Raw genomic sequence first — 26,163 nt, 5'->3', positions numbered from 1 at the left:
GGCCTCCTCCTTTCTTTCGTTATTTCGTTACTTCCAGACCAAAATGATAGGTGACATAGTATCCAATATCAAAACCCATGCCATAATACTCCTTCAGTATGTACATGTATTTACCTGGTTTAGGCGGCACCTGAAATTGCCACGTTTCCGATTCCAAATCTTTCAGCGGAATTTCCGTGACATCCTCACCAGATTCTGGAATCATTGACAGCATCATATCGCTCAAATGCGCCGCTTCCATTATGCCCAATTTCACTTTCTCTTGCACCACGATTTGGACTTTTTCGGTGTTCTTTACTTGAACAATTGTTTGGTAGTTCAAAAAATCTTGCGGTGCAGGGTGTTCTGCAGAGGCAATGGCGCCATTCCACTGAAAGTCCGTTCTCGAAGTTTTTTATTTTTGTGCTCGGCGCTGATTTCAATGTGATTTTTGGCGTTGTTTGTTCTACTTGTCCCTCAATATCTGTGTAAAGGCCGCACCCCGAAAGGATTAATAAGCCTAAAATTAGGACTGCTATTTTTTTCATCTGTCGAATCCTCGTTTCCATTTAGTAAATACAAGCAATCGGTATTCCTTCCTAAAAATGATGAGGAGGAACAAACCAATATTCCCAATTAAAGCTATGATTGTGAGCAGTGGTACAAAAATGATAGCGGTGATTGAAATCCATACTCCCCATATAAACATCGCGATAACAAACAGGAAAGACAGCCGTTTTTGCTTTAAAATAAGGCTCGCCGTGATAATTCTAACTACACTAAAAATCAAGAATATCTCCGTTGTAAACACGAAAGAATCCAGGATTAGGTTAATCAGCCACGAACTCGCGAATCTCGTTACCTGCTCATGGAAGGCGAAATCGATATAGTTGCTAGCCATCTGATCAATGAATCCGCTTAAATATTTGGTGGCGACTTTTCCAAGAATAAAGAATAGGAGATAAATAATCATCTCCACGATCGAGTATGCGATTAGTAGCCAACAGCTGATTTTAATGATTGGATCTCTTGTCTTCGTTGGTTGCATCAGACCATTCCCCTTTTATTCAGTATCTTCGTAAATCCCTTCTGTCGCTGATAAGTTGAAAGGCTCGGCGTTCCACATAATCACGATTTCTTTTGCCAATTTTACCTCTACTTTTTCGACCAAATGCGGCATCGATGTGATGATTGCTGATTGATCCGTCAAATCAATTAAGAGTGGCGCGGGGTCACCAAATTCCTTCATATCTAGAAAAATAGCGAGATTTCCCTCGTTCTCTTGATAAATGCGCACCCGTTGATTGGAATGCACCCGCCAGCCATGACTTACCATTATTATGATCATCTTAAATCTCCTCTCTTATTTACGAAATGCATCCTGCCGTTCATGAAAAAAGCGTTCTAACAACTGCACATTCTCAAGCTCTGTCCAAGCACACGTTTGCAGGCCATCCCGGTCCAAATTATAAATCGTCCCCGATAGCGCGCCCAATAAAAACGGCGAATGCGTCGCAATCACAAACTGACAATCTAAAAATCGCGCTGCTTGATTGATGATTTCAGCCAATTTCATTTGATTTTCCGGTGATAACGAACTTTCCGGCTCATCCAATAAATAAAACCCCTCCGGCACAATATAATCCTCAAAAATCTGCATCGCCGTTTCACCATTAGAATATTTCTCCTGCGCAAACTGAAGGCGTTTAATTTCTTTTTTCATCGCATAAGATCCTTGATGCTCCGCGATTTCCTCCTTCGTTTGCCCCAGCCGACCGCGCTCATACATATAACCCTCACGTAAAATCGCCTCCTGCTGGATTTTCTTCACTTCATATAAAATATCCTCACTCTTAATATAGCGACTATTCGCCGGAATCGCAAGCTCACGAACACCATCTTCCGCGGTTCCATAGCTGGCCTTACTTCCCTCCACATAGTTCAAAAAATAATCCATATTGCTCCACGCTTTGTTCTGCTCAGCGCCTGCTACACCTAACTTCGTCGCCATTAGATTCAGCAACGTAGACTTACCAGAGCCGTTATTCCCATATAAAATGGTGATCGTATCAAAAATAAATAGCTCGCCCGATTTCCCACGCAAAATATTGTACGGATAAATATTGGGATTCGTAACAGAACCACTCGATAACTCAAAACACCTGACATATTGCATAGCGGGCACTCCTTTTTTTAGCTTTAAACCCATTATACCAAAAAAGCCACCCAAATTCCGAGTGACCCATTTTATCCATTTTTTACGTCAAATCAACAATCACTTTTACCGTTCCTTCTCCTTTAACCGCAACATCAAACGCTTTTTCGATATCGTCCTCCACCACTAAAATATTAATCAAAATTCGCCACTCCCTCACCAATTTGATTATATTATACACCTAAAATGTTGATACATTGTTTCTAAATTGAAAAAAGAGAGCCATTGCCATTCTTACCGACATCGACTCTCCGCAAAATCATTTTCCTAGCTTCTCAAAAACCTGGTCCAATAGTTCAGCAGGAATTTCCGACACTGCATCCCCTAGTGATAACTCAAATCCACACGCATCGCCAGGTTTCGCATGCAAGTATCCAGAACACCCAACATTTGTCTCCGCATGAATTTTTGCCAAAATCGGTTCGATGACTTCTGCTGGTTTCTCGAAATACACATGAAACATATTGGAAACAGGCACTTCCGGCACCGTTCGCACACCATCACATGCATTAAATCGACGCGCTAAATCCTTCGCCGCCTCATAGTACTGCCCCATTTTGCTAATTCGTTTATCAAAATAATAATCCGCCGATACAATATACGGATACAGACTAATCAAATCCCCGCCATAACGCCGTTTCCAGATCTTAGCCTCTGCCGTGAAATCCGCACCCCCAGCCAAAATAGCACCCGCGATACCGCCAAGCCCTTTGTAGAAAGAAACGTAAACACTATCAAAAAGCGCACAAATCTCTTTCTCCGACTTCTGATAGTACGGCGTGATTTCCCACAACCGCGCGCCATCGAGGTGAAGCCTAATCCCATTACTGCGACAATACGCCGAAATCTCCTCCAATTCCGCAAACGAAGGCAACTGCCCACCAATTTCACGTTGCGGCAATTCAATCAAAATACAGGAAACCGGCTCGCTAAGATTGCGAATATCATCTATCGTCAACAGCCGTTCCGCCGTTCCAAGCAATAACGGTTCCATCGATTGCAACTCTTTCAAGGCATCCTGCTCATGAATTTCGAGATGAGAAAGCGGATGATACGCAATTTTTTTTGTTCCCCTTCTCGTCCGCCCAGATCCGCAACGCTGCTTGCTGCGCCATCGTTCCACTTGGGAAAAACACAGCCGTTTCCTTCCCTAAAAACGCCGCGATTTTGTCCTGAAAATTCTCGATAACCGCGCCTTCCCCGTAAATATCACTTTCAAGGTTCGCATCAACCGATTCAAAAGCCTCTTGCAAAACACCAGCATTGCGCGGACCATGTTGCGAAAGTTTGTACGTCGTTTTTTTTAAATGAATCTTTCAATATATTACTGTTTGTCATCTTAATCTCCCCTTATTTCTACGTTTTATTTGATCTATAGCAAAAATCACTATCGGTAAATAATTGAAAAAGAAACTAATCCGCTGGCAAAAACCAATTTGATCTAAAATCGGCAAATCATTAACCGCCGGAATCCGCGCTAAGCCATAAACGCCCGCAGATACAAGGCTGATGATGAGTAGTACCACGTATGTCTTCGTATGCGTGCTCCGTCCTTGTTTTCGGTAAAGCAAAATCAAGAACAACGGGAACAGTAAAAAGCCCATATAGCCCAGTCCAGAGCCAATATTATGCACCCAAGTGGAGAACGTCCAAGTCGCCTGCTCCGTATCGATACTGAACAATCCCGTGAAAATACAATCCCCGATGCCGTATAAACCAATCGCTGAAGCTAGCAAAATCGCCAACGTACGCGAAGTTTTAGCAAAAGTTTCGTATATTGCCGGTAACGCTAACACAAAGAATACACCAGAGACCACCGACCACACTAAAAACGCCCCACGAACAGGGCTTTCCACATCGCCAAACACGCTCATCACCATCGTCATTTGGTTCATACCCGGATAGAAAACACCTAGAATATAAGGCGTCAAAAAATCACTTAATACGCCCAATAGCAGGAAATAAAAGCCATATCTTTTTAAAAAGTCCATTTTCGAGCCTCCTATAGTAAATTTCGAACTTTCGCTAAGTTTACCATATATAGTTTGGCTGTAGTATTATTTTACTCTGTTTTATTTGTGCTATTTTTGAGCGTCGATTAGCTAATAACCTCTTTATTATACAACAAAAACCACTTAAGCAGATAACATTAGATAGCATGGAAAAAAGAGGTACCTCGATGGCTACCTCTTTCATATCCTAACTCCTACTATTTTTTCAATTCATCTATCTTTTTGGTTTCGATGAATCTAGAAATCGAGTCTCGATTCAACTTAAGCTGGTATTTGTTAATTACCCACATCACTATTAACCCTAGATTCACTAGCAAAATAAGCCAAAAACCAATACCTGATTTTAAATAGTACTCATTCGCTCCGTAGTTCACACTGAATTCAAGCGCACTTTTCATCTGACTTCGAACAATGAAGAGCATGACTAATTCTCCTATTGGTACCGCGAGTTGTAAGGCAGCACGATACTTTTTCATTGGTTCCCAACAGCTAGCCGCTAATAATAAAACAGGCAATAGAAAAAGCGCTAATCCCAATGTGACGCCATCCATATTAGCATTTCCAAAAACTACTTCTATCCCTGAAAAGCTTGTATTTTCCGGACTCGAGCCTATTTCTTTACTTAATTGATCTCGCAATGTGTCTCCTGAAATAAACATCGTGAAAAATAAGGCTATTATAGACACACTTGCCCCCACCGCCGCTCCATATTTTTGAATCCTCGGTATCCATTGTTCAGTCATTTTCCATACTTCCTCTCTTTTGTTAGGTTAATTATATCGCTGGCACGCTTGTATTTACGCCACTCCCAGAAGAGATTTCCTAGTGATAGTAGTAAATAAATCCATCCTGCAAAGCCTAGCCGAAAAGTGATAGCGACCCATTCTTCATCCAATGTTCCATTATAATGCCTCATGAAAAGTAGTAGATAAATAATCATGCACACATTCCCAATCAAACAACCTATTCGAAAACGATCTGGTTGCTTTATCCATGTCTGATATGACGGTAACATGACTAATAATATTGGAAAAAGGAAGAACAAAAAAACCAATCTCATCCGTTATAATAGCGTAGCCCTTCACACCTTCTACCTTCACAAAACCATCTATATCAGCCTGTACTTTATAAAAATTGCCTAAGAATAAACTAAGTACCATCAAAATATAACTTGTCATTCGGATTCTTCTCTCTGTCATTTTCTAATCTCCCTTCCATTCATTGCGAATAATGACGTGACCTCTTAGAAACGCGAGCCCTCTTCCATCTCTTGCTTTTCCTTGATGACTTTCTGTACCCATCGTGAACTATAACCGTATTCTCGCGACAGTACATGCACATTCTTTCCATTGTATTCTTGGCTAATTTTCATGCTCACTTTTTCTTTCGCATAAAGGCGCACTGGGAAATTGATTTGTTGCCCACGCAAAAGCGGATACAATTTCAGCATACTCTCAATTCCCACAGCCTCCACCATCTCCTTATAGACTTCCGCCAAACAATCTTGCTGAATGTGTTGTTGTGTATACATATGTTTATCACCCCTCCCTTTTTCAGCTACTTCCTTAGCTTACCAATTTTCAAAAACTATTCCCAAGGTATATCACACGAAATTTGCGTGTACTGTGACACAAAAAGAAAGACTAATCATTCTTCTGGAACAATTCCAACACCTTCCAGCTAAACTATTTCTTGAAATAGCTCTTTATTGAAATCATATGTTTTTCTCCTTTCTGCAAAAAAATAGAGCCAATGCCTGTGTTAGACATTGACTCTTGAGTATAATATTTTTTTTTATATTTAGTTTTATTTCAATTTACTTACTGGATAGGCCCTGCTAGAGCTAGGATTGGAACATAGCCAAAGCATTCGTAGTAGGCTGGGGTTCCTATTTTTTCACAGCTTCTTGGTATGGATTCCACATAAGGTCTTCTTCTCTGTATCCATCATCCTCTACACTTGCAAAGAAAAAATTTGAGCGAGAATGAAGTTATTTTGATTATTCAATATCTACAGTTCAACAAGCACACATAGCCCTCGGTCCATATCAATAAGTCACCCATACCTGTAACAAAAGGTCAATCTCCTCTGTGACTCTTTCACTTGTAATCTCTATTGATGAAGATGATACTTACTTAAAAATCGGCTAATTTTTTGCTCACTTCTAACATCATCTATAACAATTCTCAAAAAATTAACAGCCATCACAAAATCAGTCAAAACTTCATTTAAATTATCTAGTGGTGGTTGATCCACATGAAATTCAAATTCTTCGGAGTGAGCGCCATTATAAATATCAGTTACTCTCGAATCATTTAATTTATGTGTAAAATTATTTCTCATCTTTCTAATCTTAGCATGTATCCCAGATGGTATCTTCAACTCAAAGTCAAGCAATTTAATAGTCATAATTGCCTCATCGGAAGCATCGCTTAGTGTGTACTGGGTTATAATATCTTTAATTTCTTTTAACTTACTATCAATTGTGCCTTCCAACCTACTATTTTCTATAGTATTTTTAAAAGTTACTTTTCTCATATTAGTCCCTAAACAATAATATCTATTAATAAATTGCGCCAATAAATCCCATAAAGTCACTGTTCGATACAACAAATTTTCAAAATGATAAATTATCACTAGATTTATTTCTCTCTCTACATAGCTGTTATCAGTATCTAATAAATCCCACAACTCATCATTTTCCAATGGGTCTATTACAAAATTTGAAGCTAGATGTATATCCTTAATTAATTGATTTATACTCTTTAGCCATGAATCTAAATCATTTAATCGAGTAAGTATCTCACTATCTTCATCATACGGCACCATACTAATGTTAATATGCCGATGTCCATCATCCAAAAAAAAATGGAAATTCCTTGATAAAAACCAGCTTTCTTTTTAACATCATTTATCTTCAACTGATATTTCTCTCTATCCATATAAACCTCCTTTATACTTTTAACCTGCATTCATCCAATACCCCTACTAAAGTTATTATCAAAAGAATATGCAATTTCATCTGCTTCAAACTCTTAATTTTTTCAATTCTCTAATGCTAGCAATGGAAAGTAGCCTAAAAACCCGTCCTAGGCAAGCGCTTCTAATATTTGTGTAGCTTTTCGATATGGATCTCATTTCTAAAAAGTAATATACAACGCGTGGCACACTCACTAACATCATTAATTAACTGCCAACCAAAAATATCCAAACATTTAGTACCATTACTTCATCTTCATTTTGTTGCGTATTTTCTTTTCCCGATGCCTTATTTGATTCATCATAAGATTATTAGTATCACATACTCTATCAAAAGTCTTTTGTGCTCTTTGAGCATAAGTTATAAAGTTCCCATGTGGTTTTCGTCGAATCCCTCTATCAGAATATAAGCTGTATATGGTACTTTTATATACTAGTTTTTTTTAAACCCTTAGCTCGTGATTTATTTTTCGCTATTTCAATTAGCTGGTATGCTTTTCTATAAAATTTATATGGGCTTTTCTGTCTCATTAATACATTTTTTCCATCAAAAACGAAACCAAGGTAATCAATAGATGCCCTCTTATTAATTTCTAAATCATAAATTTCTTTGTTACAAAATTCATATACTTTTGTCTTATCTGCTTGTAGCGTTAGACCCGATTCATTTATCAAATCAATAATTTCTGACTGAACAAACTTAAAATCTTCGACTGTCGCTAAGGATTTTTTAGGAATAGCAATAATAAAATCATCCGAATATCTTCTGTATATTCCATGATTATTCATAACCAACTCCTGAATCTTCTTATCTAAATCAATCATATAAACATTTGCAAAGACGGCGCTTATAGGCGTTCCTTGAGGAATTCCAAATTTTTGTTGGTTGTATTTAACCCCATTCTTCTCAATAAATTCGCGAACCTCTTTATACGTTTGAAAATAACTCCACTTTACCCTTTCTTTAACCCCATTCTCCAAACGCGACCTAATCCTATTTTTTATAAATTCCTTAATTTCTCCATCCGTACCAATTTTTTCATTTAGCAAACTTTTCTCTATATACCTATACTTTGTAACTGATTTATAAATCTGATACCAATCAAGATCAAGTTCATCAGTAACTAAAGTCTCCTTCATTCTAGTCTTCAAATTAGCATGATCCAAGGTATCAAAAAAGGTTTTATAATCTCCTACCATTATAAAACTCTCTTCCATTTCACAAATATTATGTATCAATTCTGCTGCAAAATCTATATTACACTTACTAGATTTATTATCTCTGTACGCTATAGCACAATCATCAATCCCATTTTTTATAGCACAAGTATTATATAATGCATTTAAACGCCTGCCATAAAAGGTATATATATAACTGTCTAGATGGCTTGCATACATTATGGTTCTTGATTTCGTCTTAATAGGACGCTCCTTTCGCTCTATTGTCTTATCTTCTTGCTCGTATTTATCAAAACTATTTACATATTGAATCAATGGAAAAAAACTATGCATTTGAATCTTTTTAGGATTTTCAACATAGTTCTTTACATCATCATATTCCATGCTATTGTCAAAATGTAGGTATTTTTTAGATTTAAATTCCACCATGTAAATAACCTACCTTTTAATTTTTTTGGAGCAGGCGAAGCAACAATCCAGCCCTTGTAAGACTGCTTCTCTGCACTCGGATGCCATTACGATTAAGGCAATATGGCGTTGATATGCCTGTCGACTGGAGTAATAAACCAATATGCTATAATGTTATTATAGATTTACTGTCTACTCAAAGGGAAGGATTCTTAATGAATATATCTAGTCAGTTTGCTCACCTTTGTATCTGTTGTGAATGGGAAGAAGTAAGTACGTTCTTAGTTGTTACCATTTACTATATCCTAATCAGTCAGGTGCAACCAATCAAAATTGTGGACAGGTTCAAACATTATCCCTCTTCCACCAATTTGGAGAGTATAATTAAGTATGGCATATTATTGATTATTTTGTCAACTATATCTTTACATATTCGTTTTATCGATGTTTAGTGTTACTCTCGTCAGAATGAAGAAAATCTGTAGGACACTTTTCTCTCTAAAACTGATATTCTTTTATAGAAATCGAAAGAGCTATGTCTTTTTGAATCAGCGTTTTGATTTCTGTTTATACGCTATCTATTCAACAGCCCCTGCTAAAGCTGAAATTAAGAGAACATGCTCTTTCAGCTTCACCTTTTGCAAATTCCCCACTTTTTCTGAACCACCTAAAGCTAGGATTGGCACATAACCAAAGCATTCGTCATGAGTGGGAGTTCCTAGTTTTTTTTTGTGCTTCCTTATATGGAATCCAATCTAATTCTTCTGTTAAAAAGTCCTCATCCTCTACATCTTCTAAAAAGAATTCGAATCCCGACTCAATGACTTTCACTATACCCCGGCGAAAATTTAGGTGGTTCAAATATTTATTCTTTTCCCATACAATAATATCTCCCATCGCAGTAGTAAATAGAGGAATAGCAGAGTCATACCGAACGTAGGATTCTTCAAGTATATCGTTAAATTCCTTTGGATCAATCACTTTCAGATACCCATCAAGTGTTGAACCTATACCATACTCATTCCAAATAGATATTACTTTCTGTGGCACTAGGTTCTCGTATTCTTTAATTGTATCATCCGGCATCTTCATTTCTGTTTTGTATGTCTTCATAAATATCTCCCAAAATCCCTTCAGCCAGCAGTGCTCGATTATTATCCTTTACCTAGATTCAGAAACTCTTCAAACGTATTTGCTACAAAATAGGTCTCTGGATCTAATTCGCTTGACTCTTCGTGGTTCCACACACATACTACAGGCTTTTCTCTATTCTCTCTGAAATCCAAACACAGAAAATCTCCAGCAAACAAAACAGCAATGGGAAGAATATCCGCACTAATTAGCTCCTCATTATCTGTCAACCTATCTTCCAACTGTGCCAGTGTCACATCCATATCATATATTCCAAATTCATTGTCCTTAGGCACATCTAGTAAACATAAAAACCTGTCAATAATGTATTCATGATTATTGCAAACGAACGCTCCATCTACTGGAATACCACCGTTATTCTCTTTTAAAAATTCAACAAAATCGATAGGTAAGCTTACTCTCCAAAATCCTTCTTTTCTTTTAAATAACTCTTCCGTCGGCAATGGAAAAACTAGTGTATCTTTTTGAATCAACATTTTATTAGTTTCTCCCTGCATATTTCGTTTATTCAATTGCTCCTGTCAAAGCTGTTATCAAAAGAATATGCTCTTTAAGCTTTACCTTTTTCAAATTCTCAACTTTGTCACTCCCTCCAAGAGCTAGCAACGGAACATATCCAAAACATTCATCATAAGCAGGCTCTCCTAAAGCATTTGCAGCCTCTTGATATATTGGGAAATCCAAGTATTTCTCTTTAAAATAGTCACTTTCTAAATCGGAAAAGAAAAACTCAAACCCTGCTGATACTCCTTCAAAAACTCCCATTCTATAATTGAGCTTTCTTAAATATCTATTTTCCTCCCATGTAATAATATCACCCATGCTTGTAGCGAAAATAGGTATAGATACATCACTTCTAAAATAGCTTTCTTCTAAGATATCTTGAAAATCATCCGGGTTAATTATCTTAAGGTAACCGCTTAAAAGAGTACCTGTTCCATCATCTCGCCAAACACTCAATAGTTCATCCGGTATTTTACCACTATATTTCTGACATACTTCTTCCGCCATCTTATTTACGTGGATAAAGTCATTCGTACTTTTATTCAATTGTTCCTACTAGTGCTGAAATCAAAAGAATATGCTCTTTTAACTTCACTTTTTGCAAGTTCTCCACTTTTTCTGCACCACCTAAAGCTAAAAGTGGGACGTAACCGAAGCATTCATCATAAGCAGGTGTTCCCAGTTTTTTTAACTGCTTCTTGGTATGGTTTCCACATAAGATAGTCACTTTTGAATTTTTCTGATTCAAGACTCTGGAAAAAGAATTTGAATTTAGACATGATTGTTTTGACTATTCCATACCGATAATTAAGTAATCTGACATAACCATCTGACCAAATCAGAATATCTCCCATCGCGGTTGTAAACAAGACTACACTATCCTTATATCTTTCGCTACTTTCTTCTAAAATTTCTTCATACTCTTGTGGATTTACTAACTTCAAATAACCATCCATTAAAGTCCCGAAACCATAATTTTGCCATGCTTCCAGTATCTCTTCTGGAACTCGATCTTTATATTTAATAATTAAAGCTTCTGGTACAGATGCTTCAATTGAAAAACCATCGAATATTTTATCCATTAAGAAACCTCCTTTGTTATCATGACAGGTTCTTTGAACTCCCCCGTGACAAATCCCCATTGCTACTATTGCTCTTGAATTATTATATCTGTCTATGAAAAAAATTTTATAGTCTTAAACAGACCTAAATTGAGTTAATAGTTATCTAGACTGCTAATGTGCTCTCTCGCTAATTCATAAACTTCTTCCAAATATTTCTCGTATTCACTTTCATCAAGTATATCCAGCTTATTTTCAAGAATGCTCTCCTTGAAATTCCCTAGAATTTCAATTAATTCTCTATATGTCACATAAATATTATTTTTATAGTTCGCACTTTGTATTAGATCATATTCATAGTCACTCTTATAAAAGTCTACTGACTTATTCTTCAGCTGTTTGAAAAATCCATTTTTCCTAGCCTCAACAAACTGGTCTAATTCATTACCTCCAGTATTCAGCCATTTATTTTTGTCAGATTCATATGCGATCAACCAAATTTCAGAGTACATATTTTTTTCCGAATCTCCATCCGAAAAATATTCCTCTTTTATTCTATTTCTAAATTTCACAATTAAATCTCGTACACCTTTCTCTTTTTTTCTTTTCGAGACCATATCTAAGATAATAATTATTGCTAGCCAATTTTCTGAAACCAGCAATTTCTTGATATATCCTAGTGATAGAGAGATATTAAAGGTTTTTGCTAACCACACTGCCCAGATGATTTCCTCATCATTATTTAATTTCAGGTGAATATCAATAATAGTGTATATGGAATTTTTCAGTAAAATACGATCGATATGATTTTCATTATTTTTTATAATCAGAGTTATAATGCTTGCGAGATTTGGAAATTTCACAAGAATATTTATTATTATAGGCTCTATGTTTCTCCATTCTTTTTTTGTAAATTTCATCGTCCTAATAATTTTCAATCCGTATTTAAGTATAGCTATGTCTTTATATTCATGATATTCTATAACAGTTTTTTCTAATAAAATCATTGGATTTAACGAAACAAACACTTTCATTTGTTCAACCCATGCATTTCCAAATACAAAGGGACTTTCTAGTACATTAACCTTATTCTCATTTATAATTAGCTCATATCTCGCTAGCTCCTGTTGAAAACATGAAATTATACCATCAACTTGAGACCTATCTTGTACAAAAATAAAATAGTCATCTACAAATCGAAGATATTTAATATCTGGAATTCTAGCAATAATCTCTTTATCTACCGCACAAAGAATAATCTCTGAGACAATTCTAGATATAGCATTACCAGTTAATATACCATTGGTCTGCAGACTATTTAAAAGTTGAACACTATTATCAAGTTTATTTCCTAAAAGCGCTTTTATTTCCTTTATTCTTCTTCGCAAATGCTCTTGTGTGGATAGCCCATGCAATACTATGAGTATATATACTATCAAAAAATGATTGTATGTCTACCCTTATCTCATATAGATTATTCCTATATATTTTTCTAACTGATTCTTTTGTATCAGATAATTTGCTACCTCTTTTAGAGTACACAATATGATTCTCAGGCGCTTTTTCAATTGGCACCGTTAACGAATTTTTATTTTCGTTGAAGATAGCAAATATCTCATTAGAATTATCCACTATAGTTTTTGCAGCATACATATATTGATAAGGATTTGGTATTGCAAATTTCCTTCTAGAACTCTTATTTTTAAACCCGCTAAACCTAAGGGGCTCAGAATGTGGCATATTTTTCTCAAAAGCAACAGTTAACTCTAAATATTTATCGGCAAAAGCTTCTGAATTAAAACATGGCGGTAGCTCCTCTGGAAAATAGTCATTTCTCAACAAATTTTGTAGGATAAATATAATTAACCACTCCTTTAAACTTGTTCATATTTCGGAACAAGTATAGCCAGCATCTCTTTTTTTTCATTTACCTAAATAGTCATTTTATATGTGTCAACTAATTGTTGACGCCGTCATCTTCTCTACAAATATACTCCTTCTATTCAATAGCCCCTGCCAAGGCTGAAATTAATAGGATATGCTCTCTTAGCTTCACTTTTTGCAAGTTCTCTATTTTCTCTGAACCACCCAGAGCTAGAATTGGAACATAGCCAAAGCATTCGTCGTAGGCGGGAGTTCCTAGTTTTTTTACAGCTTCTTGATATGGATTCCACATAAGATCTGCTATCCGAAATTCCTCGTCCGCAGTATCTTCAAAAAAGAATTCAAATGAGAAGAAAATAGTTTTCACCATACCATATCGATAATTAAGCAATCGTACATAGCCATCCGACCATATTATTAAGTCACCCATGCCAGTTGCGAATAGGACGATACCATCTGTATACCGTTCGCTTGTGCTCTCTAAAATATCTTTATATTCTGCTGGATTTACTGATTTAAAATAGCCTCCCATAAAAATACCAAATCCATACTTCGTCCAAAAGTTAATCATTTCTTCTGGTAGCTTAGCACGATACTCTTCCAAAATATCATCAGAAACTCTTTCAACCAATTTAAAATCTTCTAACACGCTCATGCCCTACCTCCTAATGTTTTAAGCTAACATTTAAATAAATGTCCTTCCACTGTTCTTTTGGTACTTGACTTATCATCTGGTTTATTTGCTCATCAACAATATCTATTCGATACCTCCACTGGCCTCCAATTGATGAATTAATACGTCTATCTCCAAGCCCACCTATATTCAAAGGATTTCCACCGGCAATTTGGTCTGGATTATGCAATGCGGCTTGTGTATCCATCCATGACTTAGCTTGTTTCCTAGCCTCTGTAAGCGATATGCCACTTTTTCTTAATTCATTAACTTTTTGAGTAAAGTTTTCTTCTCGGGCAGCCTTCTGAGCCACATTTCCTTCCAAAGCTCTACCTTTCGCCAAATACATCTCCCGATTCGCTAAGTACTCACTAACCGTCAACTCGTTCATTCCTTTTTCTTGGTCTGCTAGTTGTCTCGCAAATTTTGCGGGGTCATGATTTGGGTTACGGCTGAATGTCACTTCAATTTTATCTAATTTCATGAACTTGGCTATTTTCGTGGCTTTACTCGCATTCTCCGCCTGCTTAATCTCGCCAACACCTTCAAATATGAGCTTAAATTCATCCGTTCTCGTCGATGCTTTGATGGCTTTTGCCGCTTTTCCTAACTTCCCAAAAGGAATGAAGTTCAATGCTGTGAATGCTGCCGCCTCGTTTTGCTCAAAGGGACTCAGCTTCTCTTGTGTTATTGGGTCAAGTCCTGTTTTCCAGCGATAGATATCGAAAATAGGTGCTACCATATCAATGAGGAAAATCGCGTTTTTCATCCCTGCCAACACATGCGCTTGTTGCCATTTCGCATTTTCATAAGTCGCTTGCCCATCTAGCTTCCCGTCTTTCGTGACAAATCCAGCCACATTGCCTTCTGGTATCACGGGTAATGGCCCATCTTCTGCCGCTTTGATAAGTCTTGCCGTCTCATTATCTTTCGCCAACTTCGCAATCGCTTCTTCTCGCGCCGTCCATTGCTTCTGCAACGCCGAACGCCACGCCATATTCAAGCCCATCATATTAAAAGTTCCAGTTTTGGCTTGGAAGGCTTTATCACTATCGATTTCCGCCAACCCGCGAACAATATTCGCCGTCAAATCCATTGCACGATCAAACGAAGTCGCTGTTTCCGCATCAAACCGATACAACGCCTCTAACTTCTCCTGCAATTTCCGCTTCAAATCCACAAATATCGGCGTAATCAACGCCATCCCAACCACATTATTACTCAGCTTTTCGATATCCTGAATCTGCCCATCCAATTGCCGAATCTGATTCCGAATCTCATCTTCTATCACATCCGTCGTCGCCACATCGGCTTGGAACTGCCGCGGAAACGCTTGATTTTGCCGTATCAATTCCTCACACAAACAAATCATGCCCTGCGCCAATGGTCGATACGTCGCCGCAAAATACTGTTTCGCGCTGTCATACGTTTTCCCCTGCAACTCCTGGTCAAACGCGAACTCATTCACCGCACGCATCAAGCCTTCCATTGCCTCTATCATATCATGATACGACGCCACCATACTCTCCGATTGCGCTTCAATTTCACCCAAAAAACCATTCAAACTCATACCTGCTCACCGCCTAACTCCACTTTCCGACGAGCCGCATAATAGTCTGATTCCTTTTCAATCAATGCACGCTTTTCACGTTCCATCCTGACCTGTTCTTCCTCCATGCCATCCACCACATGAAAATGTTGCCGCTGATATTCATGACGCTGCGTATCCAAAAATACCGCCATTTCTCGGTCTCGATGCCATGTACTACCAAGTTCATGAAACAGCCGATTGTTCCGATTATGTACAAAGTCCACCTCATCCAACAACTGCTTCTGCCTTCGAATTTCTCGTTCCTTCGCATACTGGTCATCCGCGACATGCCGCAACCGCTGATTCCAACTATCTATTTCTCTATCTTTATCATGCATCTGCCATCCCTCATTTCCCAATACGCGGAGCTGTCCCCGAAAAATCAAGCCCGTTCCCAACTTCGCGATCCACCCGTTCAAACTCCTGTGCGACCGAACGAATATGCGCCACATCACGCCCAAAACTCTTGCCCAGTTGCATCATCAATTGCTTTGCTTTATCCGAGCTCTGTTTGGCGTCATGACTCACCTTCACACTCGTCCGATTCGCCAATTGCACCTGCTTCGAACCCGATTGCCGCATCGCATCTGTCGCGTGTCCCATCGAAGTCGCCACCTGATTTGCCCGTCCAAGATTACTTTTTATTTGACTCATGTAAACCCTCCCATATCTGTATTCTTCTATTATATGCAATATTCCCCCAACTGTACAGCCTCTTTTAATCCGAAACACAAAAACAAGGCGTACCAGTCCATCCCGATACAGCCTCACTTAACCCTGAAAAAACAACTCTAAATCACTAGCTCCAAGAACGTCTCCACAAAGCCATTCCCATCAAAAAAAATATCATCATTTGTGATACGGTTCCCCACGATTAATCCGAAACGCCCGGTAAACCTGCTCTACCAAAACCAATCGCATTAGCTGGTGCGGCAAAGTTAGCTTACCAAACGACAATTTCTCATCACTTCGCTTCAAAACCGCATCACTCAGCCCCAGCGAACCACCAATCACAAATGCGACCTTGCTCTTCCCATATGTAGCCAGTCGATCCAAGCCCTCCGCAAATTCCTCACTACTTTTCTGCTTCCCGTCAATCGCCAGCGCAATCACATGAACATCATCCGCAATCTTCGCTAAAATCCGCTCCCCTTCTTTGTCCTTCACTTGCACCATTTCGGCATCACTCAACACTTCTGGAGCTTTCTCATCCGGCACTTCTACAATCGTCACCTTAGCATATGGGCCTAAACGCTTGGTATACTCCGCAATCCCTTGAATCAAGTATTTCTCTTTCAATTTCCCTACCGTTAAAATCTGTATATTCATAGCTTATCCACTCCTTACTCACATTTTATCCACAGAAATTATCCACATATCCACAATCAATTTCTACATTTTGTGCCTGAACATTCGTTCCCTACCATATATATCGCTCTATTTTCACAGTATCCACAGGTTATCCACAGATTTTCCGACTTATCCACTAGCGTAAACTCAGGAACCGTTTCCACCCCGTAAACCCAGTCATCTAGCGCTTCTTCGATATGTTCTTCACAACTATAAATCGGTTTTCCCAATATTATTCCTTCTTTCTTATGACACAAACTGTGGATAACCACACTGAGTGTATGTATCTATCCACTTAGATTACTTATTATGATAGGCGTAATCTGATTAAGCGTCAACTACCATTCGAATTTTTCTAATTTATTTGTCTATTTTTAGCTGAATATCTATTTTTCGTATATTTTTATTCTTATTTCTTCTCTTTTTAGCTATAAATTATTATTTTTTAACTTATCCCCAGATTTTTAAGTTGTTACACACAAGTTATCCCCATTTTTAATATATATATCCACAAGTATTTCTACATTTCGTGTCCGAATACACGTTCTCTACGACATATTGATATTTACTAATATTCTTATACACAGGTTATCCACATGCCACTGATTATCTTTATTCCTAACAATGCCTCAATAAAACCTTGTATAGCAACACTTAATGCATCATCTAGTTATCATTATTTAATTTTTATTCACAACGACTCATTTCTCTGTGGATAACTTTTCATTAAAAATCACTCTATAAAATAGTTATCTATTTGCTCTCTATCATAATCTAGTATCCAGTCTTGGTATTGTTCATAAAGCGACCTCAGCGAACTCGACTCGTTGCCCACAATATCCAGACCTCTATCATCGTATGCATGAAAAATAATATTGGTCCTCGTGTTAATAAACCAGCACTGACCATGTAATCGCGGTTTGCGCATTAAATCTACATTCAAAATAGCTTGTAACATTCGGATATAGCGCAAATCTTCTATCTTACATTTCAAAATTACTCTTTCCTTTGAATCCATACGCAGACTGTATTTCAAGTTTTTATTTTTCAAATAGCGTCGAATGGAGTCTTTATCCTTATCCACAACTAGGTAGATGATATCGTTGGGTTCGAATATCTCTTGAAAAAGGCTTTTTGCTCAATAGTTTACCCGTTTGAAGTAGATTTCCTCATCCATTTCTGCTGGATCACCCAATTCAAAACGAATTCCAACAGGAGCATTATAAAAAAAGTGGCGGTTCTAACTGCAGTTTCCCAAAATTATGACTGAAATACGTCTCAAAATTTTTGCTCATGGTTCTTCCTCCTTACTCGGCATCATTAATAATATCTATCAAACCTTCTAAATCTAGGCCAATCTTATTTGGTTCATCATTCGATTTTAAGCCGATCTCCATAAAAAGAGACGACAGAACATCTAATATATCCTCTACAGCTTCAGAATCTAGCGCGTCTTCGCCTTGCTTCTCGATAATTTCTATATAATGACCCCTCTGATAACGCTCTAAAACACAATATAATAAATTTTTTTGTACAGTCTTCACTACTTTTTCACCCCTTACTGTGTATATTATCCGTTTGAAATAAATATCCGATGTTTTCTTTACTCACTACTACAATTTTCCCATCAAACGCGTAACAATGCTGAACATCTATTTCTTTACCATTTTCATCTGTGATTGCAAATTGATTCACCGTTTCTTGTATCAGATCATGTCGTATGATGTTTTTATGATTGCAGCTCCATATAATGTCGTCCATTATCGTCGCAGTAGATGGGCTATAGCCACAATTTATAATACTACGGACACTGCCACTCGGCTTTATACAAATACACTGATTTTTGCCCTCCCACGAATATTGAAAAAGCCAAATCTCCTCGGTATCGCTATCATAAGCCATCGCCGTACCGTCAAAAATAAGACCTCTCGCCGTTTGGTGCAAGGGAAAACGCCTCGTACCATTTTTCTCAATCACCGCTAATCCTTCGTTACTAGTCGTATCGGTAGTCGCTTCTTCATTGAAAAGTAGCCAAAAATCGTCATTGACTCGCTCAATTCCTTCCAGACCATCACCCCAAAAATCAAATTTTGCTAAGCCATTTCTGATTATGATAATATTTTTCTCCTCATTTCCCATGAAAAATGGACAAACCCAGAGAAGTAGCTCATCTTCGTCTAGTCTGATACATTGCCAAACTTCTGGGATAAAATCTAGATTCCGAATTATCTGCCTCGTCTCGCTTTTTATAATGCATCGGTTCTCTTCTATGTACATGCTCGCAATCATCGCCGAGTCGTCAGTTGGAATTAGAAACCCGTTTGATTCCAGCGCGCCAATTTTTCGAAAGTTGATCGCTTTCACTTTACTCACCTCGGAAATCACAACATACAGACATGCCTCAAAACCAGCATCGAGAAAACGAAATTGAATCGGGTACTGGCCATTCGTTATCGCGGGATCAGCTTTATGTTGGCTGAATATACTTGGGATATCCAACTCATCAAGTGCCCTCTCATCGCCGAATACAAAAGTCCCTGGAAATCGGCTTATAGTATCAAAAATATGATTGGCGATGTTTGTTTTGAACTCGATAACGCCGTAGAAAGTCGTGTACCCAGCTTGATCTACGTATTCTCCCGATAAAATACTGTCTTGCAATGGCAACTCATCTCCATAAGTTTTCCATAATTTCTGGTAGTAATCTATTCGCGTCGGAAATTCGACTTCATTTGTTATCAGTGCAAAATAATGCAGCTCTGACGGCAAAATTCGGCTCAATTCATCGATGCAATAATTCGGATATGCCATATTTCCAACTTCTAAATGCGTGCCATTTATCGCAATTCGTTTGAAATTCGGACTTATTTCTTGGGTTTCCGTCCAATTTTTATTCATGGGAATCTCCTCCTTAGCTCAAATTCTAACATAAAATCGCCTCCCAAAAACATAAAAAACCAGAAATGCATCGCGACGCATTCCTGGCTCTACTCTTCATCACTTATTTCTAAAATAAATACAGCGGTACTTTTTTCGTCACGCTCTTCGTTCCAACTTTATTCGTAATCCACAGAACTTTTGGTTTTGGACTGTAAATAGGCTTCAGCGTGAAATTCACTAGTGGTCCTGTTTTGAGTGTGATTGGCTTGGTCAGTGCTTTTCCCGTAGTGTCCCTCAGCTGAATCGTCTTGGTCGACGTGTCAGTGAATGAGCGCATGATGCCGCCGCTGATGATGCCTTTTTTGTAAGTTGGGAGCTGAATCACAGTGTCCAGATAGCCTCCTATTTTTTGAAATGGCTTGGCGTTTAGTGTGTTTTGACCGATGTATAGTGTATCCACGACTGGTAGCTTACGAATCGGGGTTCCAGCGACGATTTGCTTCACGTTTTTGCTGGTGATTTTGTTGCCGGTAACCGTCACGAGCGATGTGCCGAAATAGGTTAGTTTGCCGCCAATTGTCTCGGTTTTCTCGCGGACGTCGATTAGGGTTTTGTAGTAGGTCGGGATGTCGCCGTTAATCGTGAACGTATTTTGGCGAATCGTAATGCCGGATGCCAAACTGCCATCGCTCGCTCCTCCGAAAATTCGAATCGGAAAACTGATATTTTGGGCGGTAAATTTGTTTTTTTTCGACTAAAATGTATTTGGGTGCTGTGTATGTGTTGCGGAGTCGCAGGTTGAAGGTCATGAAGGAAATCGCGTCGGGACTATTGATGGTGACAATATCATTTTGGTAGACGGCGTGCGCGATGCCGCTGCCTCTAATACCTGTATAGCCAACGTAACGCGCATTTTTCACGCCCCATTTTTGCTCGATTTTTTGGTTATCAGTGATGCGTTTATTGTTTTCTTTTTGTAGGGAAACATTATTGCCAGTGATATAAACGTAGTTATTGGCTGGACCGTAGCTGTCGATTCCGCCGTCAAGCATCATGTCGGGCGCGATTTTAGCCGCTTTGGCCGCGTTATAGTGATAACCGCCGAAACGCTCCATCCAATCAATAACTTTATTATTGCGGATGTAGACGGGGGCTTTGGCTGAGCCATTTCCTTGGTACAAACTGATACCGGAACGGCCGGAATTCTTCACGATATTGCCGTCGATTCGTAATCCGTCTGTATAGCTTGCGGTGATCCCACTTTGTAGTCCTGAATTAAGTATTTGATTATTAGAAATATTTACGTTCGTCGCCTTGGCGATACTTAACGCCGCGGAACCTACTTGATTGGCGTTTAAAATCATGTTTTGAACCTGAATATTGTTTTTTGTCGGCTTTTTGTACACAGCATGATAATTCGCCGTAGCTTCTGCTTTTGGTACTGCGCCGATTTCGAGTAAATTGCTTTGGTACACGTATACATTATGTTTTTGGAAATCGTATTTTGGCATATCTGGATTGTATTGGAGCGTGAAGTTTCGCAGTTGCAGATTGTTCACTGTCGTAATGCCTTTGCCTGTCTCTGTCGTCATCGGACCGTTATTGAGCGTGATTTTAGAGTCGGCCGGGTTCGCAGTTGCCCCCACCAATGTAACATTTGATTTCAAAATAATACTTCCTACTACTTCAAAATTCCCTTTTGGAATCGTGATAGGTGGTTTTTGACGTATTGATGGCGGTTTGTAAGACTTCGGTGTTATGAGCCTTGATTTCCGTCGTTGCGCCTGGTTTTAGATTTAATGTCGTTGCTTTTACATTCGCGCCTTGGATGAGTAATCCGCCCATCAAGACCATCGCAAAACTGAGAAGCAGTAAAATTCCTTTTTTCATCTTCACTACCCCCTAATTTTCTATAAAAGTAAAATTAATTACAATTTAAAGCCATCTAATTTCTTCCTTACATTTTTAACAAATGGCTTGTTTGCTTACTTAAATCTATTTCCCCGTTCTAAAACATATGTAAACCTTCGTGTAATTGTGAACAAATGTGTCGAAATTGTGAACATGACAAAAAAACCGAGCAATGGAGGCAAATCGATCGCCCTCATTACTCGGTTTCCATCATATTAAAATTTATTTGTTAGGAGTTTCGTCTGAACCATGTAACGCTTCTGGTTCTGTTACTGCGCTACTTGTTGTTTCTGGCTCATCAGCGGTACGCGGTGCGGAAACAGCCGCTATGACTTCTTCGCCCTCAGTAATCACTTCGTAGTCGCCATTTTTAGGAATGTCTGTTACCGTAATCGCATCACCGATATCAAGATCTGTAATATCGATTTCTACTACTTCCGGTAATTTGTCTGGTGTTGCAGAAACAGTGATCTCATAAAGAACTTGTTGTAGTACGCCGCTTAGCTTAACGCCTTTAGACTCACCAACAAGGTTGATTGTCACGTTCGCTTCCACTTCTTCAGACATGTTTACCGCTAGTAAATCGATGTGCTCGATGTCCCCTTTTAACGGGTCTATTTGGTAATCATGTAATAGTACATTTAATTTTGCTCCGTCAACCGATACTGAAAATACGGAATTTCGGCCATTATCTCGAACTGCTTTAATAAATGTTAAAGAGTCTACGGAAACTGGCACGTTTTCTGCCTTGTAACCATATATAACACCTGGAATTCTACCTGCATTACGGATAGACGTTATGTTCGAATGCGGTTTTGTTTCTCTTTTCTGGACCTCTAATGTTGTTGCCATAAAAAATCACTCCACTCATTCAATTTATGTTGTACACCTCCATCATATACCCTTTCTGAAAAAAAAATGAAACAATAAGGGTTTACGTTGCGCTATTTAAGGCTAAAGATAGGAAGAATCCTTTTTAGCAAAAACTGTATCACAACGCTTACATGTTTTTAGTATAACACTTTTCAAATCGCAAGTAGTTCATGGTTTCACAAATGAAGATTGCGTGTTATACTGTACTAGTAGATCGTATTTTTTGAAGGAGGAATTTAAAAATGAAAGATCATCAAAAAATCATTTTAGTTGGAGACGGAGCAGTTGGTTCTAGTTATGCATTTGCTTGTGTGAATCTCAATATCGGGCAAGAATTCGGAATCATTGATATAGATAAGGATAGAACGATTGGGGACGCGATGGATTTAAGTCATGCGGTACCTTTCTCAGCGCCTAAGAAAATTTACTCAGCGAATTATAGTGATTGTCACGATGCGGATATCGTTGTTGTTACAGCTGGTACGGCGCAAAAACCTGGTGAAACTAGACTTGATCTTGTGAGCCGTAATATACGTATTATGAAATCAATTGTGGACGAAGTGATGGCGAGCGGTTTTGACGGTATTTTCTTAGTTGCGTCGAACCCTGTCGATATTCTTACTTATGCGACTTGGAAATTCTCTGGCCTGCCAAAAGAGCGCGTGATTGGGTCTGGTACGAGTCTTGATACGGCGCGTTTTCGGATGTCGATTGCGGATTTCTTGAAAGTCGATGCGCGTAACGTCCATGGTTACATTCTTGGTGAGCATGGCGATACGGAATTTCCAGCTTGGAGCCACACAACGGTTGGTGGACTGCCAATTACGGAGTGGATCGATGACAGTGAGCAAGGTGCGATGGATACGATTTTCGTGAGTGTTCGTGATGCGGCTTATGAGATCATCAATAAAAAAAGGGGCGACATTCTACGGGATTGCAGCGGCACTTGCCCGGATTACAAAAGCGATTCTGAATAACGAAAACGCGATTTTGCCACTGTCTGTGTACATGGACGGGCATTATGGCTTGGATGACGTGTATATCGGCGCGCCGGCTGTCGTGAACCGTAAAGGTGTGCGCCACGTTGTTGAGATGAAATTGAATGACAAAGAGAAAGAAGAAATGGCGAATTCCGCAGCTACTTTGAAAAAAGTGTTGGATGATGCGATGAAAGATTATTGATAGTAAACTTGAACCTAATTTTATATTTTGCACAAAAAACACCTGATTATATTCATAAACCAGGTGTTTTTTGTTTGCTGAAAATTATTTTTTGATTACTTTTGTATCTAGTAATTTACCAGATTTGTCAAAAGCTTCTACGGTTATCATATCGCTTTGACTCTTTAATTTATCCAATATATAAAATTTGAACGTACCATCTTTACTTATTGTTCCACCTTTATATGGCGTATTATTTACCGTCACGACTAAATAATGAACAGCACCCGTAAATGTACCTTCTATATTTTTAGTCCCCACGTTCACTTCTCCAGCTATTGTAATAGAGCCTTGTGTTGGTATCAGTGTTTTGATAGAAACGGCTTGCTTATCAAGTTGCTTGTTTTTACTATCAAATACGCGCACTACAACAACATCGGTCGTTTTTGTCACTTTATCATTAGAATAAAATTGGAATGTCCCACCAGACAGTGTACCGCCTTTATAGAGGACGTCATTCACGGTTACTTCCATTCGAGCGACATCACCAGTATAAGTTCCTGTAATATATTTATCTCCTGGGATCGCCATTGTTGCTGGAGTTACTTTACCCGTGGTTTCTGCAATGATTTTAAGTTCTTGTCGTACTATCTCCTTGCCGTTTTGATCATAAGCAACCATAAAAATAGCATCTGTTTTCTTAATTTTTTTATCGTTAGCATAGAAGCTAAACACACCATTTTTCAACGAGGAATTTTTCGACTCTTCACCATTTTGAACAAAAGAAATTCTTGCAATATTCCCGCTGTATTCTCCAGTCACGTATTTATCGGCACCGATGTGAAAATCATTTAAGTCTAGATTCCCATTAGCTATCGTTTGAGCATTTAGTAACGCTTGAGCTTTATCTAGTTTTGTTTGGAAATCTGCGCGTACTTCACTATCAGAAATTTCATTAATAAGGTTTTGTGTTGTGTCAATCGCCTTTTGATTTGTCGAGTCTTTTATTTCATTGCTAGTTACTTGATTATCTTGGAAAAGTTCGTTCAGAGAGTTGCTTGCGTCTGTTTTGATTTCTAGCTCTCTTGCTGTTCGTTTTTCTAGCAGTTGCTTTGCGATGTCTAACTCGACTTGCAATTCATTTTTTAGTGAAGTATTGCTAATTGTGTTTATTAACGCTTGAACGTTGTCGATTTTTTGTTGATCTGTTGTACTTTTTTAAAATTGCTAATTGGGAATTTTCTTCTTCATAGAAATTATTAATCGCAGCGTACACTGCATCTTTTTGTTCTGTATTATCTGGGTTTAATAGTTGCTCTGCCTTATTCAATAACTCAATAAGCCTCGTTTTTTCTACTGATTCTGGCGTTTCAGGCATTTGGGTTCGTGCTAGATCTATATTTTTTTGCGTAATTTCTACTTGAAGTGTTTCAAAAGTATCGTCACTAAATAAGTTGTATATTCCTTGGCCAAATTCAGTTAAGTTTACACCATTTCCTGTCGGCGTTAGTGGTAATTTAATAATAGTCGAATTTTGATAACTATTTTCACCCCAAAACGCTGAATTTAGCGTTCTTAATTGAATGAATCCACCTGATAGGTTACGATTACGCAAATCCAGTGAATAGATTTCCGAAGCATTTGTTTCACTTTTTTTTGTATACTCTCAACACCTCGCCGTTTGGTAGTTCTATTTTGATACCATATCCCTTCCAAAGACTCGTCATATCAATAACTAGGCGATCATTTATGATAGAAACATTGTCTAAATATTTATTTTGAGAAGCATAGCTTTCTTCCATTATATTTTGAAATTGATTTCCATCTTTGTATACTGGTGATCCATTTTTCTGGGTGCCATAATTGAAATCCACTGCCTCTATTTTGGCAATTTCTGTGCTTGCGTTACTAGAAGGATTAGTGAATACGAAAAATATATTTTGGTTACCGGTTGTTTTAGATATTTTAATAATATTTGATGTCCCTGAGCTAGACTTATTTAATAACTTACTTCCTATTTTCGTACCTTCTGGACTACCTAATCTAACTTCGACTGTTACGTTGTCATATAGAGAGTTAGCCGTTAGTTCTATTTCGCCAATATTATTATCCAAATTCACATTTTTAAAAGAGACCCAGTTCTGATTTGCTATGTTTGTTAGGACTAAATCTTGACTTGAGTTCACTGTATTCAGTGCGCCATAGCTTGTATCATAGGCGTTCACTGGGACTTCCCCTGTTAAAACTGGTTGTTCTCCGGTCAAGCTATGATATACATTATTGGCTAAAATAGCTGCTCCCTTAGCGTTAGGATGGACGCCATCTGGCATGAATTCTCCTGCACCTAATAA

General features: G+C 38.2%; 31 protein-coding genes and 4 pseudogenes. 1 reads left to right on the top strand and 34 read right to left on the bottom strand.

All coding sequences use genetic code 11. The annotated features are described in order from the left end of the window. Positions 1 to 19: 19 nt before the first annotated feature. From PCORN_RS04610 to PCORN_RS04465, 31 genes and pseudogenes are all read right to left on the bottom strand, one after another. The gene (locus PCORN_RS04610) at positions 20 to 322 is read right to left on the bottom strand and encodes a hypothetical protein (RefSeq protein ID WP_036077980.1); all 303 of its coding nucleotides are present in this window, start codon (positions 320 to 322) and stop codon (positions 20 to 22) included. 201 nt (positions 323 to 523) lie between these two features. Further along, positions 524 to 1,027: a hypothetical protein gene (locus tag PCORN_RS04605; RefSeq protein ID WP_036077979.1), complete on the bottom strand. Its 504-nt coding sequence runs from the start codon at positions 1,025 to 1,027 to the stop codon at positions 524 to 526. A gap of 15 nt (positions 1,028 to 1,042) precedes the next feature. Next, on the bottom strand, positions 1,043 to 1,327 hold the full coding sequence (locus PCORN_RS04600) for a hypothetical protein (RefSeq protein ID WP_051999255.1): 285 nt from the start codon (positions 1,325 to 1,327) through the stop codon (positions 1,043 to 1,045). A 15-nt stretch (positions 1,328 to 1,342) separates the two neighbouring features. Beyond that, entirely contained in the window at positions 1,343 to 2,155 is an 813-nt protein-coding gene (locus PCORN_RS04595; RefSeq protein WP_036077978.1) for an AAA family ATPase, read from the bottom strand. Between the two features lie 298 nt (positions 2,156 to 2,453). Further along, a pseudogene (locus PCORN_RS04590) lies at positions 2,454 to 3,507 on the bottom strand (threonine aldolase family protein). A 21-nt stretch (positions 3,508 to 3,528) separates the two neighbouring features. Further along, positions 3,529 to 4,185 (bottom strand): DUF998 domain-containing protein, encoded by a 657-nt coding sequence (locus PCORN_RS04585; protein WP_036077977.1) that lies wholly within the window; start codon positions 4,183 to 4,185, stop codon positions 3,529 to 3,531. 218 nt (positions 4,186 to 4,403) lie between these two features. Continuing rightward, a complete protein-coding gene (locus PCORN_RS04580) occupies positions 4,404 to 4,949 on the bottom strand; it encodes a hypothetical protein (RefSeq protein ID WP_036077975.1) in 546 nt (181 codons plus the stop codon). A gap of 159 nt (positions 4,950 to 5,108) precedes the next feature. Further along, positions 5,109 to 5,405, bottom strand: a complete 297-nt coding sequence (locus PCORN_RS04575) for a hypothetical protein (protein WP_036077974.1) — start codon at positions 5,403 to 5,405, stop codon at positions 5,109 to 5,111. A 44-nt stretch (positions 5,406 to 5,449) separates the two neighbouring features. After that, positions 5,450 to 5,737, bottom strand: coding sequence for a Mor transcription activator family protein (locus PCORN_RS04570; protein ID WP_036077973.1), 288 nt, complete (start codon positions 5,735 to 5,737; stop codon positions 5,450 to 5,452). Between the two features lie 581 nt (positions 5,738 to 6,318). Further along, positions 6,319 to 7,068: a Cthe_2314 family HEPN domain-containing protein gene (locus PCORN_RS04565; protein WP_036077972.1), complete on the bottom strand. Its 750-nt coding sequence runs from the start codon at positions 7,066 to 7,068 to the stop codon at positions 6,319 to 6,321. 543 nt (positions 7,069 to 7,611) lie between these two features. Next, on the bottom strand, positions 7,612 to 8,793 hold the full coding sequence (locus PCORN_RS04560) for a reverse transcriptase domain-containing protein (protein WP_051999254.1): 1,182 nt from the start codon (positions 8,791 to 8,793) through the stop codon (positions 7,612 to 7,614). A 557-nt stretch (positions 8,794 to 9,350) separates the two neighbouring features. After that, complete coding sequence (locus tag PCORN_RS21055; RefSeq protein ID WP_338151761.1) at positions 9,351 to 9,458, bottom strand: T6SS immunity protein Tdi1 domain-containing protein; 108 nt, start codon at positions 9,456 to 9,458, stop codon at positions 9,351 to 9,353. Positions 9,459 to 9,474: 16 nt separating this feature from the next. Next, the gene (locus tag PCORN_RS04555) at positions 9,475 to 9,885 is read right to left on the bottom strand and encodes a GAD-like domain-containing protein (protein WP_338151760.1); all 411 of its coding nucleotides are present in this window, start codon (positions 9,883 to 9,885) and stop codon (positions 9,475 to 9,477) included. A gap of 41 nt (positions 9,886 to 9,926) precedes the next feature. After that, positions 9,927 to 10,400 carry an SMI1/KNR4 family protein gene (locus tag PCORN_RS04550; protein WP_036078104.1) on the bottom strand — a complete coding sequence of 158 codons (474 nt, stop codon included), beginning with the start codon at positions 10,398 to 10,400 and terminating at the stop codon, positions 9,927 to 9,929. A 28-nt stretch (positions 10,401 to 10,428) separates the two neighbouring features. Continuing rightward, positions 10,429 to 10,974: a T6SS immunity protein Tdi1 domain-containing protein gene (locus PCORN_RS04545; RefSeq protein ID WP_036077971.1), complete on the bottom strand. Its 546-nt coding sequence runs from the start codon at positions 10,972 to 10,974 to the stop codon at positions 10,429 to 10,431. Then, a pseudogene (locus PCORN_RS04540) lies at positions 10,967 to 11,510 on the bottom strand (T6SS immunity protein Tdi1 domain-containing protein). Before PCORN_RS04540 ends, PCORN_RS04545 begins: the two are co-directional and overlap by 8 nt. A 134-nt stretch (positions 11,511 to 11,644) precedes the next feature. Next, complete coding sequence (locus PCORN_RS04535) at positions 11,645 to 12,877, bottom strand: RNA-directed DNA polymerase (RefSeq protein WP_036077969.1); 1,233 nt, start codon at positions 12,875 to 12,877, stop codon at positions 11,645 to 11,647. After that, positions 12,834 to 13,328, bottom strand: coding sequence for a hypothetical protein (locus PCORN_RS04530; protein ID WP_149024257.1), 495 nt, complete (start codon positions 13,326 to 13,328; stop codon positions 12,834 to 12,836). Before PCORN_RS04530 ends, PCORN_RS04535 begins: the two co-directional genes overlap by 44 nt. 160 nt (positions 13,329 to 13,488) lie before the next feature. Next, a complete protein-coding gene (locus PCORN_RS04525) occupies positions 13,489 to 14,028 on the bottom strand; it encodes a T6SS immunity protein Tdi1 domain-containing protein (protein WP_036077963.1) in 540 nt (179 codons plus the stop codon). Positions 14,029 to 14,038: 10 nt separating this feature from the next. Then, positions 14,039 to 15,616, bottom strand: coding sequence for a polymorphic toxin type 15 domain-containing protein (locus PCORN_RS18220; RefSeq protein ID WP_077913787.1), 1,578 nt, complete (start codon positions 15,614 to 15,616; stop codon positions 14,039 to 14,041). Then, positions 15,613 to 15,975: a DUF3958 family protein gene (locus PCORN_RS04510; RefSeq protein WP_036077961.1), complete on the bottom strand. Its 363-nt coding sequence runs from the start codon at positions 15,973 to 15,975 to the stop codon at positions 15,613 to 15,615. Before PCORN_RS04510 ends, PCORN_RS18220 begins: the two co-directional genes overlap by 4 nt. A 10-nt stretch (positions 15,976 to 15,985) precedes the next feature. After that, positions 15,986 to 16,291 (bottom strand): TIGR04197 family type VII secretion effector, encoded by a 306-nt coding sequence (locus tag PCORN_RS04505; RefSeq protein ID WP_036077959.1) that lies wholly within the window; start codon positions 16,289 to 16,291, stop codon positions 15,986 to 15,988. 195 nt (positions 16,292 to 16,486) lie between these two features. Next, a complete protein-coding gene (gene rlmH / locus PCORN_RS04500; protein ID WP_036077956.1) occupies positions 16,487 to 16,966 on the bottom strand; it encodes a 23S rRNA (pseudouridine(1915)-N(3))-methyltransferase RlmH in 480 nt (159 codons plus the stop codon). Positions 16,967 to 17,022: 56 nt separating this feature from the next. Beyond that, entirely contained in the window at positions 17,023 to 17,259 is a 237-nt protein-coding gene (locus tag PCORN_RS20720) for a CxxH/CxxC protein (protein WP_277620157.1), read from the bottom strand. Between the two features lie 461 nt (positions 17,260 to 17,720). Continuing rightward, positions 17,721 to 18,113, bottom strand: a pseudogene (locus tag PCORN_RS04490) (DUF3885 domain-containing protein); the annotation flags it as partial. 181 nt (positions 18,114 to 18,294) lie between these two features. Beyond that, complete coding sequence (locus tag PCORN_RS04485) at positions 18,295 to 18,531, bottom strand: hypothetical protein (RefSeq protein ID WP_036077948.1); 237 nt, start codon at positions 18,529 to 18,531, stop codon at positions 18,295 to 18,297. Between the two features lie 7 nt (positions 18,532 to 18,538). Next, the gene (locus tag PCORN_RS04480) at positions 18,539 to 19,885 is read right to left on the bottom strand and encodes a hypothetical protein (protein WP_036077946.1); all 1,347 of its coding nucleotides are present in this window, start codon (positions 19,883 to 19,885) and stop codon (positions 18,539 to 18,541) included. Positions 19,886 to 19,994: 109 nt separating this feature from the next. Beyond that, entirely contained in the window at positions 19,995 to 20,546 is a 552-nt protein-coding gene (locus tag PCORN_RS17145; protein ID WP_051999253.1) for a hypothetical protein, read from the bottom strand. After that, positions 20,503 to 21,534 (bottom strand): right-handed parallel beta-helix repeat-containing protein, encoded by a 1,032-nt coding sequence (locus PCORN_RS04475; RefSeq protein ID WP_051999252.1) that lies wholly within the window; start codon positions 21,532 to 21,534, stop codon positions 20,503 to 20,505. Before PCORN_RS04475 ends, PCORN_RS17145 begins: the two co-directional genes overlap by 44 nt. A gap of 19 nt (positions 21,535 to 21,553) precedes the next feature. Further along, complete coding sequence (locus PCORN_RS04470; protein ID WP_036077944.1) at positions 21,554 to 21,757, bottom strand: hypothetical protein; 204 nt, start codon at positions 21,755 to 21,757, stop codon at positions 21,554 to 21,556. A 243-nt stretch (positions 21,758 to 22,000) separates the two neighbouring features. Beyond that, positions 22,001 to 22,630 carry a 50S ribosomal protein L25/general stress protein Ctc gene (locus tag PCORN_RS04465; protein WP_036077943.1) on the bottom strand — a complete coding sequence of 210 codons (630 nt, stop codon included), beginning with the start codon at positions 22,628 to 22,630 and terminating at the stop codon, positions 22,001 to 22,003. 263 nt (positions 22,631 to 22,893) lie between these two features. On the opposite strand from PCORN_RS04465, the pseudogene PCORN_RS04460 reads away from it, so the two are divergent. Next, positions 22,894 to 23,833 (top strand): annotated as a pseudogene (locus PCORN_RS04460) (L-lactate dehydrogenase). 84 nt (positions 23,834 to 23,917) lie between these two features. Here the strand turns inward: PCORN_RS04460 and PCORN_RS19745 are convergent. From PCORN_RS19745 to PCORN_RS04445, 3 genes are read right to left on the bottom strand one after another with little or no spacing between them, the layout of a single operon-like run. Beyond that, positions 23,918 to 24,949, bottom strand: coding sequence for an immunoglobulin-like domain-containing protein (locus tag PCORN_RS19745; protein WP_036077941.1), 1,032 nt, complete (start codon positions 24,947 to 24,949; stop codon positions 23,918 to 23,920). A 22-nt stretch (positions 24,950 to 24,971) separates the two neighbouring features. Beyond that, positions 24,972 to 25,427, bottom strand: coding sequence for a toxin Cry1Ac domain D-VI-related protein (locus PCORN_RS04450; protein ID WP_036077939.1), 456 nt, complete (start codon positions 25,425 to 25,427; stop codon positions 24,972 to 24,974). A 31-nt stretch (positions 25,428 to 25,458) separates the two neighbouring features. Further along, positions 25,459 to 26,142 (bottom strand): carbohydrate-binding protein, encoded by a 684-nt coding sequence (locus PCORN_RS04445; RefSeq protein WP_036077937.1) that lies wholly within the window; start codon positions 26,140 to 26,142, stop codon positions 25,459 to 25,461. Between the last annotated feature and the right edge of the window lie 21 nt (positions 26,143 to 26,163).

The sequence above is a fragment of the Listeria cornellensis FSL F6-0969 genome, assembly GCF_000525855.1.
Taxonomy (GTDB): Bacteria; Bacillota; Bacilli; order Lactobacillales; family Listeriaceae; genus Listeria_A; species Listeria_A cornellensis.
Note: the sequence above shows the minus strand (reverse complement) of the source record. Positions and strands in the feature narration are given on the sequence as shown.